The organism is Streptomyces sp. NPDC048291 (assembly GCF_043201715.1).
Taxonomy (GTDB): domain Bacteria; phylum Actinomycetota; class Actinomycetes; order Streptomycetales; family Streptomycetaceae; genus Streptomyces.
In genome coordinates this window covers 1-11,931 of record NZ_JBICZC010000017.1, presented here as the reverse complement: position 1 = coordinate 11,931, position 11,931 = coordinate 1, and the positions used below count along the sequence as shown (strand labels likewise).

The 11,931-nt window shown below is 69.9% G+C and carries 12 protein-coding genes; 3 read left to right on the top strand and 9 right to left on the bottom strand.

From position 1 onward, the window contains the following. Positions 1–126 precede the first annotated feature (126 nt). The 3 genes from ACGF5O_RS39370 to ACGF5O_RS39360 all read left to right on the top strand — a co-directional run bounded on the left by ACGF5O_RS39370 (position 127) and on the right by ACGF5O_RS39360 (position 3,833). Positions 127–1,053, top strand: a complete 927-nt coding sequence (locus tag ACGF5O_RS39370; protein ID WP_393814737.1) for an HAD family hydrolase — start codon at positions 127–129, stop codon at positions 1,051–1,053. A 446-nt stretch (positions 1,054–1,499) separates the two neighbouring features. Beyond that, positions 1,500–2,345, top strand: a complete 846-nt coding sequence (locus tag ACGF5O_RS39365; RefSeq protein ID WP_393814736.1) for an ECF subfamily RNA polymerase sigma factor, BldN family — start codon at positions 1,500–1,502, stop codon at positions 2,343–2,345. Between the two features lie 243 nt (positions 2,346–2,588). Then, positions 2,589–3,833: a DUF5667 domain-containing protein gene (locus ACGF5O_RS39360; protein ID WP_393814735.1), complete on the top strand. Its 1,245-nt coding sequence runs from the start codon at positions 2,589–2,591 to the stop codon at positions 3,831–3,833. 134 nt (positions 3,834–3,967) lie between these two features. On the opposite strand, the gene ACGF5O_RS39355 is transcribed toward ACGF5O_RS39360, so the two are convergent. From ACGF5O_RS39355 to ACGF5O_RS39315, 9 genes are all read right to left on the bottom strand, one after another. After that, positions 3,968–5,068, bottom strand: coding sequence for a lysophospholipid acyltransferase family protein (locus ACGF5O_RS39355; RefSeq protein ID WP_393814734.1), 1,101 nt, complete (start codon positions 5,066–5,068; stop codon positions 3,968–3,970). A 14-nt stretch (positions 5,069–5,082) separates the two neighbouring features. After that, positions 5,083–6,168, bottom strand: coding sequence for an NAD-dependent epimerase/dehydratase family protein (locus tag ACGF5O_RS39350; protein ID WP_393814733.1), 1,086 nt, complete (start codon positions 6,166–6,168; stop codon positions 5,083–5,085). Positions 6,169–6,338: 170 nt separating this feature from the next. After that, positions 6,339–6,437: a 30S ribosomal protein bS22 gene (locus ACGF5O_RS39345; RefSeq protein WP_003948845.1), complete on the bottom strand. Its 99-nt coding sequence runs from the start codon at positions 6,435–6,437 to the stop codon at positions 6,339–6,341. A 132-nt stretch (positions 6,438–6,569) separates the two neighbouring features. Then, positions 6,570–6,779, bottom strand: a complete 210-nt coding sequence (locus ACGF5O_RS39340) for a helix-turn-helix domain-containing protein (protein ID WP_067299677.1) — start codon at positions 6,777–6,779, stop codon at positions 6,570–6,572. A 130-nt stretch (positions 6,780–6,909) separates the two neighbouring features. Continuing rightward, positions 6,910–7,725 carry a phosphatase gene (locus ACGF5O_RS39335; RefSeq protein WP_393814732.1) on the bottom strand — a complete coding sequence of 272 codons (816 nt, stop codon included), beginning with the start codon at positions 7,723–7,725 and terminating at the stop codon, positions 6,910–6,912. A gap of 172 nt (positions 7,726–7,897) precedes the next feature. Next, positions 7,898–9,070 (bottom strand): acetoin utilization protein AcuC, encoded by a 1,173-nt coding sequence (locus ACGF5O_RS39330; RefSeq protein WP_393814731.1) that lies wholly within the window; start codon positions 9,068–9,070, stop codon positions 7,898–7,900. After that, positions 9,021–10,244, bottom strand: coding sequence for an MFS transporter (locus tag ACGF5O_RS39325; RefSeq protein WP_393814730.1), 1,224 nt, complete (start codon positions 10,242–10,244; stop codon positions 9,021–9,023). The genes ACGF5O_RS39330 and ACGF5O_RS39325 overlap by 50 nt, the downstream gene beginning before the upstream one ends. A gap of 81 nt (positions 10,245–10,325) precedes the next feature. Further along, the gene (locus ACGF5O_RS39320; RefSeq protein ID WP_393814729.1) at positions 10,326–11,075 is read right to left on the bottom strand and encodes a VC0807 family protein; all 750 of its coding nucleotides are present in this window, start codon (positions 11,073–11,075) and stop codon (positions 10,326–10,328) included. Between the two features lie 93 nt (positions 11,076–11,168). Then, on the bottom strand, positions 11,169–11,813 hold the full coding sequence (locus tag ACGF5O_RS39315; RefSeq protein WP_393814728.1) for an HAD family hydrolase: 645 nt from the start codon (positions 11,811–11,813) through the stop codon (positions 11,169–11,171). Between the last annotated feature and the right edge of the window lie 118 nt (positions 11,814–11,931).

Sequence of the window (11,931 nt, the reverse complement as noted above, 5' to 3'; positions counted from 1 at the left end):
GCAGGGCATGTCCGCCGCCTTCTGCACGGGTTCTTCGCCTTGTTTAACGGCCCGGTCGCGGAGAGTTCACACCGAGCCAACTCCCGTGACTCCGGAACACCCGAACAAACTGGCTATGCTCACGACATGGCCGCTCTCGGATGGCTCACTCCCCGTAGGCGCTCCGCCACGGCGCGGAGCGTGTTGGCAGGCGAGGCCTCGGCGGAGGCCGCGCGGAAGAACCAGGAAGCGACGGCGCCGCCCGCCGAGGAAGCCGCGGAGCCGGACTTCCCGGTGCTCGGCGACGACAAGGCCGCCGCGTTCTTCGACCTGGACAACACCGTCATGCAGGGCGCCGCCATCTTCCACTTCGGCCGTGGCCTGTACAAACGGAAGTTCTTCGAGACCCGCGACCTCGCCAGGTTCGCCTGGCAGCAGGCGTGGTTCCGGCTGGCCGGCGTCGAGGACCCCGAGCACATGCAGGACGCCCGCGACTCGGCTCTGTCCATCGTCAAGGGCCACCGCGTCGCCGAGCTCCAGACCATCGGCGAGGAGATCTACGACGAGTACATGGCCGAGCGCATCTGGCCCGGCACCCGCGCCCTCGCCCAGGCCCACCTGGACGCGGGCCAGAAGGTGTGGCTCGTCACAGCGGCCCCGGTGGAGATCGCCGGCGTGATCGCCCGCCGGCTGGGCCTGACGGGCGCGCTGGGCACGGTCGCCGAGTCGGTGGACGGCGTCTACACGGGCAAGCTGGTCGGCGAGCCCCTGCACGGGCCCGCCAAGGCGGAGGCGGTACGCGCCCTGGCCGCCGCGGAGGGCCTCGACCTCTCCCGCTGCGCCGCCTACAGCGACTCCCACAACGACATCCCGATGCTCTCCCTGGTCGGCCACCCCTACGCCATCAACCCGGACACGAAGCTGCGCAAACACGCCCGCGAGCTGGACTGGCGCCTGCGGGACTACCGCACGGGGCGCAAGGCCGCGAAGGTCGGCATCCCGGCGGCGGCCGGCGTCGGCGCGGTGGCCGGTGGCACCGCGGCGGCGATCGCGTTGAGCCGACGGCGGCGCTAGCACCGACGAGGCATCACTGCACAGCCGCGGCCGGTGGGGGCTGGTGGCACAGTTCCCCGCGCCCCCAAAAGACTGAAGACCCAGCTGCGGGCAGGCGTGCCGCAGGGCGGCACGGGTGGGCGCGGCGGCACCCGGCAAGCGCCGGTGAGTGTCCCCACCTCCGGCCCAGCCCCGCCGCGCGCCCCGAATTATCGCGCGGTCACCCCAACACGCCCCGCACATCGCCGAAACCCGCACGTTTTCGTTCAACAACCGGTCACTCTAGGGCTCTTGAGCCACCGCCAAACGGTTACAGAAGCGACGCAATCGATGATTTGAGCAACTCGGTGTAGCAGTGCCTGCACGAAGCGTTATTCTCCTCAGACGCAAACCGGTTCCCCTCCGTCGCTACGACGGGTGAAAGGTTCCGTACTGCACGTGATGGAAGCTCTGCCTCTGGGAGTCCCGTGTACCCACACGTCGGGGTTGACGCCTCGGGCCTGGCTACGCTGCGCGCAACAGTCGCGACGGTCAAAGAGACGCTGCGCGGCCTTGTCCCGACCGCGTACGCCGTCCCCGCCTTCGCCACCACCGCCCCCGTCGGCCCGTGCTACGCACTGGCCGACGGCATGGAACAGGTGCCGGCCCGCGGCGCCGTCGTCGAGGGCCGCCGGTCCGCCGACGGACGGGGCACCGGCAGACGCGGCCGCACCACCGGTGGCGGCAACGGTGCCACCACCGCCCGCCGCCCGGCCGCAGACAGCGACAGCGCCCGGATGATGGACCTCGTGGAGCGCGCCCAGGCCGGCGAGGCCGACGCCTTCGGCCGCCTCTACGACCAGTACAGCGACACCGTCTACCGCTACATCTACTACCGCGTCGGCGGCAAGGCGACCGCCGAGGACCTGACCAGCGAGACGTTCCTGCGCGCGCTGAGAAGGATCGGCACCTTCACCTGGCAGGGCCGCGACTTCGGCGCCTGGCTGGTCACGATCGCCCGCAACCTGGTCGCCGACCACTTCAAGTCCAGCCGCTTCCGGCTCGAGGTCACCACCGGCGAGATGCTCGACGCCAACGAGGTCGAGCGCTCTCCCGAGGACTCCGTCCTGGAGTCCCTCTCCAACGCGGCCCTGCTCGACGCCGTACGGCGCCTCAACCCCCAGCAGCAGGAGTGCGTGACGCTCCGCTTCCTCCAGGGCCTCTCGGTCGCCGAGACCGCCCGCGTGATGGGCAAGAACGAGGGCGCCATCAAGACCCTCCAGTACCGGGCCGTGCGCACCCTCGCCCGGCTCCTGCCGGACGACGCACGCTGAACACACCGAACCGGGCACCCTGGGCGACGCCCAACTCACGTTCGGTGACCGCGTGTTGACTTTCGCAGCCGATCACCGGCCGTCCGTAACCCAAGTGCCGAGCCGCTCGTTGTGCGGGATACAGGCTCCCTGTGGTCACGTCCGACCAGACCCCGATCACCCGATCGTGTGGACTGGTCGGGGGCGTGCAACCCTCAGGACCCCCTGGGGAGTCGACCGTCATGACGAGAGGAGGTGCCGCCAGTGATCGCGAACGTATCGGCCCACCGGCGGGCGAACGCCTTCGCCCAGGCCCTGGAGGATCAGCCCGACCGGGACCCGGCGGCCGAGCCGTCCGGAGGACCGACGGGCGATCCGCCGGCCGCCCCGGACCGGGCCGAACGGGCCGAGCAGGGCGAGCTGTTGGCCCTGGCGACCGGGCTCGCCGCGCTGCCCAAGCCGGAGCTCGACCCGGAGGTCAAGGTCGTCCAGCGGGCCCAATTGGTGGCCGCGATGGAGGCCATGCTGGCGGAGGGCACCCTGGGCGGGGCGGCAGGCGCTTCGGTACCGGAGCAGCGGGCGTCGCGTGCCAAGGGCGCGCATCGGGCCAGCCCGCTGGGCAGGTTGCGACCGCGTTCCCGGCTCACCAAGGGGCTCGCCGCGGGCGGCCTGAGCGTCGGTGTGGCCGCCGGAGCCTTCGGCGGGGTCGCCGCCGCCAGCTCCGACGCCCTGCCCGGCGACTCCCTGTACGGCCTCAAACGCGGCATCGAGGACTTCAAGCTCAACTATCTGTCCGACAGCGACGACCAGCGCGGCCAGACCTACCTCGACCAGGCCTCGACCCGGCTGATGGAGGCCCGCCGGCTCATGGAGCGGGGCCGCGGCGGCCACCTCGACCACGAGTCGATCGGCGAGATCCGCCGCACCCTGTCCGGGATGCAGCACGACGTCACCGAGGGCCACCGCCTGCTCCACGAGGCGTACGAGCGCGATCCGAAGTCGCTGGGCCCCATCCAGGCCCTGTCCGCCTTCGCCCAGTCCCACCGCGAGGCCTGGGGCGCCCTGCGCCAGAAGCTCCCGGTCCAGCTCGGGGACGTCAGCCAGCAGGTGTCGTCGGTCTTCGACGCCATAGACCAAGAGGTCGGCCCACTGCAGTCGCTGCTCCCCCAGCCGTCCCAGAACACCGGCGGCGGCACCGGCAGACAGGGCTCCGGCACGGCGTCCACCGGCTCCTCCGGCAGCCACCGGTCGACGGCCCCGTCCTCCTCCGGCAGCTCCGCCACGGGCCACGACACCGGCACCGGCAGCCCCAGCGGCTCGGCCTCCGGCAGCGCCGACAACGGCCTGATCGGCGGCACCACGGGCGGCCTCCTGGACCCGCCGAAGACCGGCTCCAGCACCCCGTCCCCGTCCAAGAGCGCCTCCAGCGCCCCGGACGTCACCCTGCCCCCGCTCCTCCCCGGCCTCCTACCCGGCCTGGGCATCGACAGCGAGGACACGAACAACTGACGGAGATGGGGTGCCTCTCGACCGAGGGGCACCCCCTCTCCCTAGGGGCGCGGGGCTGCATCTGATATGCGGCTCCGCCGCGTGGGCGCGACCAGCCCCCACGCACCCGCACGCAACACTCAACGCATCGCGACTCAGAAAAAAACCGACCGCCGCTGCACAAGCAGCTTGTACAGCGTGTGCTGAATCTGCTCCCGCACCTGATCCGTCAGATTGAACATCAGCATCGGATCCTCGGCCGCCTCCGGCGGATAGCCGTCCGTAGGAATCGGCTCCCCGAACTGAATCGTCCACTTCGTCGGCAACGGCACCGCCCCCAACGGCCCCAGCCACGGAAACGTCGGCGTCAGCGGGAAATACGGAATCCCCAGCACCCGCGCCAGCGTCTTCGCATTGCCGATCATCGGGTAGATCTCCTCTGCCCCCACGACCGAACAGGGAATGATCGGCACCCCCTGCCGCAGCGCCGTGGACACGAACCCACCCCGCCCGAACCGCTGGAGCTTGTACCGCTCGCTGAAGGGCTTCCCGATCCCCTTGAAGCCCTCCGGCATCACCCCCACCAGCTCGCCCTGGGCCAGCAGCCGTTCGGCGTCCTCCGCGCACGCGAGCGTGTGCCCGAGCTTCCGCGCCAGCTCGTTGACCACCGGCAGCACGAAGACCAGGTCCGCCGCGAGCAGTCTGAGGTGACGATTCGCCGGATGCCGGTCGTGCACGGCGACCTGCATCATCAGCCCGTCCAGCGGCAGCGTCCCGGAGTGGTTGGCGACGATCAGCGCACCGCCCTGGGCCGGGATGTTCTCCATGCCCTTCACCTCGACCCGGAAGTACTTCTCGTACACCGGCCGCAGCAAAGACATCAGGACCTGGTCGGTCAGCTCCTCGTCGTACCCGAAGTCGTCGACCTCGTACTCCCCGGTCAGCCGTCGCCGCAGGAACGCGAGTCCGCGCGCGACACGCTGTTCCAGGCCTGCCTCGTCATGCGGCGGCTGCTGCACGCCCGTCTCAGGGTTCTCCCGGGTCACATGGACATCTTCCTGCGCGGGGATCCGCCCGGCGAGAGGCTGGACCTCACGGACCACCGCGGACTCGCGCCCCGCCGCGGGCTCGCGCACCGCGGCCTGCTCGCCGCCCTTGCGCCGGCTCCCCGCACCCCGGCGCCGGGCGGCCGGCCGCTGCACGGCAGCCCCGCGGGACCGGTCGTCGTCGAACGGAATGACCTTGGCGTCCGCCATCGTTGCTGCGCTCCTCAGTTGGCGCTCTGGGTCGGGTTCTGCGTCGGGGCCCCCGCCGGCGTCCGCCCGCCGCTCAGCGCGGGCAGCGCGGCGATCCGGTCGACGGCCGCGGCCACGGCCTGGGGCGGCAGCAGCCCCGGGGCCTGGGCGCGCACGAAGTCCGCGAAGGTCTCCGCCGTCGAGTACTTCGGCCGGAACCCCAGCGTCTCGCGCATCTGGACGGTGTCCACCACCCGGCCGTGCGTCAGCAGCCGGATCTGCTCGGGCGAGAAGTCGCTCATGCCGAGCGTCCGCACCAGGGACCCGGCCCAGGTGACCGCCGGCAGCAGCAACGGCATGGTGGGCCGCCCGAGCCGCCGCGAGCACTGCGAGAGCAGCAGCACCCCGTCACCCGCGATGTTGAACGTGCCGCTGTTCAGGGTTCCCCGCTCCGGCTCGTGCGAGGCGATCCGCAGCACCTCGATCACGTCGTCCTCGTGCACGAACTGCAGCCGCGGGTCGTACCCGAGGACGGTGGGCAGCACGGGCAGCGCGAAATACGAGGCGAGCGGGGTGTCGGCCGTCGCCCCGAGGATGTTGGCGAACCGCAGCACGCACACCGCGACGTCGGGCCGTCTCCTGGCGAACCCCCGCACATACCCCTCGACCTCCACCGTGTCCTTCGCGAACCCCCCGCTGGGCAGGGATTTCGGCGGGGTGGTCTCGGTGAAGACGGCCGGGTCCTTCGGCGCGGATCCGTAGACGTTCGTACTGGACTTGATCACCAGCCGCTTGACGTTCGGCGACTTCTGGCAGGCGCCGAGCAGCTGCATGGTCCCGATGACATTGGTCTCCTTGACGGTGGCCCGGCTCCCGCTGCCCAGCGGCGTCCCGGTCACGTCCATGTGGACGACGGTGTCGGCACCGCTCTCGGCCAGCACCCGGGCGATGGTCGGCTGCCGGATGTCGGTCCGGATGAAGTCCGCCCCGCCCAGATGATGCTCCGGCGTCACCGCGTCCACGGCGACCACCCGGTCCACCCCGGGGTCACGCTGAATACGCCGTACGAACCGGCCCCCGAGTTGACGGGCCACTCCGGTCACGAGCACGACCTTCCCCAAGATCAGCGCCTTTCTTCCGTGTTCCCGTATGCGGGCCAACTTAGCGGGTCGATGTTGCGCAGGCATGACCCCCAGCAGGCCACGACAAGCCGCAACGGCCGGAAAATGCAGTGGCCCCCCACCGTACTGGTGGGGGGCCACACACAAGCTCTCGCGGCTCGGCGCCGTAATTACTTCTTGTTACGGCGCTGAACACGCGTGCGCTTGAGCAGCTTGCGGTGCTTCTTCTTGGCCATCCGCTTGCGCCGCTTCTTGATAACAGAGCCCACGACTACCCTCGCTCACTTCTCATCACTCGGTGCTGGGCATCATGGGCCCATACGACCTACGAGGGGCTAGCCTACCCGCCCGAGCGCTGAGGTCGTAATCGAGGTCCCCCGGGACGAATCCCGGAACGGCCGTCAGGCGGTCTCCACCCCCACATAGCTCTCGCGAAGGTACTCGTGTACCGCTTGTTCGGGGACGCGGAAGGACCGCCCCACCCGGATCGCGGGCAGATGACCGCTGTGCACCAGCCGGTACACGGTCATCTTCGACACTCGCATCACCGCGGCGACCTCCGCCACGGTCAGGAACACAACCTCGTTCAGAGGCCTCTCGCCAGCTGCCATGACACACCTGAACCTTCCGCACTCGACGGGCCACCGGCTTCCCCTTCCGGTGACTCTTCGTCGTTGCGTGCTCACTCCCCAATGTAGGGGCGGGTGATGCGAGTGGGGAAGAGGTGCACCCATCGGCGGCCTACTGTGACAGACACGCTCGATTGAGTACGTAGCGGGTAAGCGGCGTGTAGTAATCAGACCGCACGCCGTCATCAACCGGAACGGCGACGGACACCGCTCCCTCGGCCTCCCCCACGAAGAGCGCGGGGTCATCCGTATCCGCCAGACCAATGGCCTCAAACCCGAGCTGACCTGCACCGCAGACCCAGCCATGGTCTCCGACCACCAGCTCCGGCAAGGGCCCCCCGCTCCTCGCCGCCGCATCCAGCGCCACCCGAATCGGCAGCGGCGAATGCGTGTGCGCACCCGGCGCACAACCGGGGCGTTCACGGCCCACTTCTCTCATGAACCCGACGCCTCGTACGTAATCGAGGGAGCACGTACGTAGACCGAACCGGGTCGTTATGTCGACACAGTGACCCTGCGCGGGACTGAGGACCTCACACCCCGCCGCCGACAGCGCGTCCGCGAGACCGGCGTAGAACCCGATCAGCCGGTGCGGATGCCCGGTCCCGAACAACACGGCGGCCCGCCTCCGGGCCACCGCTCCCACCCGCTCGGCGAACGCGTCCAGCCTCGCGACCGTCAGCTCAGGATCGATCACATCATGCCCTGAAACACACCGCGGATCGTCTGAAACACCACACTTGGCAGCCATCAACCGAATCAACTCCGCCTCTCCCCACCCCCCTTGCGGATCAATCCCGATCAACACCCGAGGATCCCGAGCCGCGAACAACCGATAACTCCGCAGACTCCGCTCCCGCGAGGTCCCCACCACCCCCGCCAGCCCCGCAGCCACCAGGTACTCCCGAAGCCCACCACCACTCACCACACCAAAGATCCTGACGCCCCCACCCCCACCAGACCCCCAGAACAGACAAACACCGCACAGTCGGCGTAACGTGCCCGCAGACGAGGGCCGGCCGCACCCCCACTCTCCAGCCCGTCCGGCGTTTGAGGACGAGGCCGCAGGCCGAAGCGGGGGTCCGGGGGCGAGAAAACCCCTACGCCAGCAACCCCCGCAGCGGAAACACCGCCCGCCGCGTCGCCAGTACGGCCTGATCCAAGCGATCAGCGGGGTCGTACCCCGCCTCCCACCCGGCCCACCCCACCGGCCACCGCCCATCCGTCATCCGCCCGGGCCCCAACTGCCGAGTCCGCGCAAACACCTCCTGCCGCCACCCCTCCGGCACCAGCGCCTCAGGCGCAACCTCCCGCCCCGCCGCCACCCCCACCAGATGCGTCCACGACCGCGGCACGACATCCACCACCTCGTACCCGCCGCCCCCCAACGCGACCCACTTCCCCCCGGCGTACTCGTGCGCCAGCTCATGACACGCCACCTGCACCGCCCGCTGCGCATCCAGCGAAACCGCCAGATGAGCCAGCGGATCCTCGAAATGCGTGTCGGCACCGTGCTGCGTCACCAGCACCTGCGGCCGGAAGTCGGCGACCAGCTCCGGCACGACGGCGTGAAACGCCCGCACCCACCCCGCGTCCCCGGTCCCCGCCGGCAACGCCACGTTCACCGCGGAGCCCTCCCCCGCCCCGGCCCCGACCTCCTCCGGCCACCCGGTCTGCGGGAACAACGTGCGGGGATGCTCGTGCAGCGAGATCGTCAGAACCCGCGGATCCTCCCAGAACGCGGCCTGCACCCCGTCCCCGTGATGCACGTCCACATCCACGTACGCGACCCGCTCGGCCCCCAGCTCCAGCAACCGCGCGATGGCGAGCGAGGCGTCGTTGTAGATGCAGAACCCGGACGCGGCCCCCGGCATCGCGTGGTGCAACCCGCCCGCGAAGTTCACCGCGTGGTCGGCGTCCCCCCGCCACACCGCCTCCGCCGCCGCCACCGACTGCCCGGCGATCAGCGCCGACACCTCGTGCATCCCGGCGAAGGCGGGATCGTCCATCGTCCCCAGCCCGTACGACTGGTCGGCCGCCGCCGGATCCGCCGAGGCCGCCTTCACGGCCTCGATGTAGTCCTCCCGGTGCACCAGCCGCAGCGTCGAATCCCCGGCCGGCTTCGCCGCGACCACCTCCACCGCCCGGTCGAGCCCGAAGGCACCGACCAGACTCCGGGTCAACGCCAGCCGGACCGGATCCATCGGATGCCCCGGACCGAAGTCATAGCCCGTTACTGCCTCGTCCCACATCAGCTGTGCGCGGCCGCTCATGCCCGCCACCGTATCGGTCCGACCTGGTCGCGAACGAACGGGCGTACACCAACGTCACCAGCACCAACACCATCGGCACCAGCATCGCCCCGCGATAGCTCCACGCGTCGCCGAGCGCCCCCACCAACGGCGAACCGATCAGGAACCCGACGTAGTTGAAGATGTTCAGCCGTGCGATGGCCGCATCCGAAGCCCCCGGAAACAGCCGCCCCGCCGCCGCGAAGGTCTGCGGCACCAGTACACACAGCCCCAGCCCCAGCAGGGTGAACCCGACCATGCCGACCCACGCCCCCGGCGCAGCCGCCACCACCGCGAACCCGGCGGCCGCCACCACCGCCCCCAGCCGTACGACGGGCACGGCACCGAACCGCCGTACCCCGAAGTCCCCGATGCCCCGCCCGACCAACGTGGTCACCATGTACACGTTGTACGGCACGGTGGCGAGCTGCTCACTGCTCCCCAGCACGTCCTTCAGGTACTTCGCACTCCAGTTGGAGACGGTCGAGTCCCCGATATAGGCGAAGGTCATCACCAGGCACAACGGCAGCAGCAGCTTGAACACGACACCGCCCGTGCCCGCGCCCTCACCGGCAGCCCCGTCCTCCACCGGCGCGGGATCACCGTCCACATACCACCGGCTCCCGACCAGCGCGGCCGGCAGCAGCACCGCGACCACCGGCAGGTACGACACCCACAGCGCGAGATGCCAGTGCGCCCCCACCCAGGCCAGCGAGGCTCCGAGGATCCCGCCCAGGCTGTACACGGCATGGAAGCTGAGCATGATGCTGCGCCCGTAGGTCCGTTGCAGGCTCACCCCGAGCATGTTCATCGAGGCGTCCAGCGCGCCGACGGCCAGGCCGAACGCGGCCAGGGCCACCGCCAGCTCGGCCATCGCCCCGCCGGACCCGACCCCGAGCAGCGCCAGCATCACCACGGGCTGGGACCAGCGCAGCAGCCGGCTGGGCCGTATTCGCTTCACCAGCTGCTCGGTGGTGACGCTGCCGACGCCGGCCAGGATCGGCACGGCGGCGAGGAAGACCGGCAGCAGCGCGTCGGAGACGCCGTACCGGTCCTGGATGGCGGGGATGCGCGTCACCAGCAGCGCGAAGGTGGCACCCTGAGTGAAGAAGCTGAACGCCAGCGAGGCCCTACCGCGCCGCAGCACATCTGTCATGGCGGCGAGCGTAGGGCCCCGGCGTACTCGTGGGTAGATCCAGCCAAAGATGAATTTCCTTCACCTTTACTTTTGTGCCACTCAGGCGGCGACCGCGAGCTCCTGTGCCGGCCCCTGATCCTGCGTCTGCTTCCGCCCGGCTTCCCGGCGCTTCACCTCGTCGGTGATCAGGCACGCCATCGGCTCGGCGGCGGCACCTCCGCAGACCACCATCCCGAGGGTGATCGCGACGACCAGCATCAGCGAGCTCAGCCAGACCATGGTGTCCACGGGGATCGTGTAGGCGCCGACGACCCGGGCGACGCACTCCACCACCAGCACCAGACCCCAGATCACGGAGAAGACCCGCTCCTTCCTCAGGAACTCCGCCGACCGGGCCGCGGTCCCGGACGCCAGCCGCTCCCAGGCGGCCTCCCGCGCCGCGTCCCCCTTGAGCAGGAACGGCTTCAGCCCCGCCGTCATCATCGGCTTCCCCAGCGCCACCGACACCAGGATCCCGATCCCGACGGTGCTGCTGACCGCGCCGTCCTTGGCGAGCATCAGCCGCGGGTCGCCGGAGACGAAGCTGAGCGCCAGCCCGACCACGTTCACGACCAGGATCAGCGCCGCGAGCCCGTTGACCCGGCGCTCCTTCACCACACTCCAGACCGTCCGCACGGCCGGCACCACACTGCTCCAGGCGAGCGCCGCGAAGGTGCTCATCCCGAAGGCCCCCTTGAAGAAGTAGTACGACCCGAGGGGCACCGCCACATCCACGATCAGCGGCCGGAGGTTCTCCAGCACGCTGGGCTGCCGCTTGCTCTGGGACCCGGTGTTCGTCGTCTTCGTCATGCCCTCAGCTTCGCGTCCGGGCAGGGTCCCCCAGTAGAAACGAACGTCCGGAGCTCGGCATGACAATTGTCAGCGCCCACGTCATGCCCCAGGTCATTCCAGCAGGTCAGCCAAGTTCCCCAGGTCGGAGAAGAGTTGGGTGGCGCCCTTCAACCGGTCGGCCGGCGTCATGGCCGTGAACCCGTACACGTCCATCCCGGCCGCGACGGCCGCCTGCACCCCCAGCGGGCTGTCCTCCACGACAGCACACCGCCCCGGTGCGACCCCCATCCGCTCGGCCGCGTACAGAAACAGATCCGGGGCCGGCTTCCCCCGCCCCACATCCTGCGAACTGAAGATCCGCGTCTCGTCGAACCACCGGTCGAGCCCGGTCGTCCGATGCCCCACCCGGATCCGCTCATGACTCCCCGACGACGCCACGCAGTACGGCACCCCGTCCGCCGCCAGCTGCTCCAGCACCCCCGCGATCCCCGCCACGGGCTTCAACTCCTCCTCGAAGGCGGCGAACACCCGCGCATGGAAGACGTCGTCGAAGTCGTCCGGCAGCCGCTGCCCGGTGCGCTCCAGGACGAGGTCGTGGACACGGTGCATCGCGGACCCCATGTAGTCCCGTATGGAGTCCTCGTAGGAGGTCGGGTGCCCCAACTCGGTGAGATAGGCGGCCAGGAGCCGGTTGGAGATGGGCTCGCTGTCGACAAGAACACCGTCGTTGTCGAAGATAACCAGGTCGTAGCGCATACCCCGAGCCTAAACGACCCGGTAAACGCAGAAAGGCCCACGCCATACGGCGTGGGCCTTTCCCAAAAATTGTTCGGCGGTGTCCTACTCTCCCACAGGGTCCCCCCTGCAGTACCAT

Coding starts and splice junctions, on each gene's coding strand:
- ACGF5O_RS39370 (WP_393814737.1), top strand. CDS start 127: ATGGCCGCTCTCGGATGGCTCACTCCCCGTAGGCGCTCCGCCACGGCG.
- ACGF5O_RS39355 (WP_393814734.1), bottom strand. CDS start 5,068: ATGGCGGACGCCAAGGTCATTCCGTTCGACGACGACCGGTCCCGCGGG.
- ACGF5O_RS39340 (WP_067299677.1), bottom strand. CDS start 6,779: ATGGCAGCTGGCGAGAGGCCTCTGAACGAGGTTGTGTTCCTGACCGTG.
- ACGF5O_RS39330 (WP_393814731.1), bottom strand. CDS start 9,070: ATGAGCGGCCGCGCACAGCTGATGTGGGACGAGGCAGTAACGGGCTAT.
- ACGF5O_RS39325 (WP_393814730.1), bottom strand. CDS start 10,244: ATGACAGATGTGCTGCGGCGCGGTAGGGCCTCGCTGGCGTTCAGCTTC.
- ACGF5O_RS39320 (WP_393814729.1), bottom strand. CDS start 11,075: ATGACGAAGACGACGAACACCGGGTCCCAGAGCAAGCGGCAGCCCAGC.
- ACGF5O_RS39315 (WP_393814728.1), bottom strand. CDS start 11,813: ATGCGCTACGACCTGGTTATCTTCGACAACGACGGTGTTCTTGTCGAC.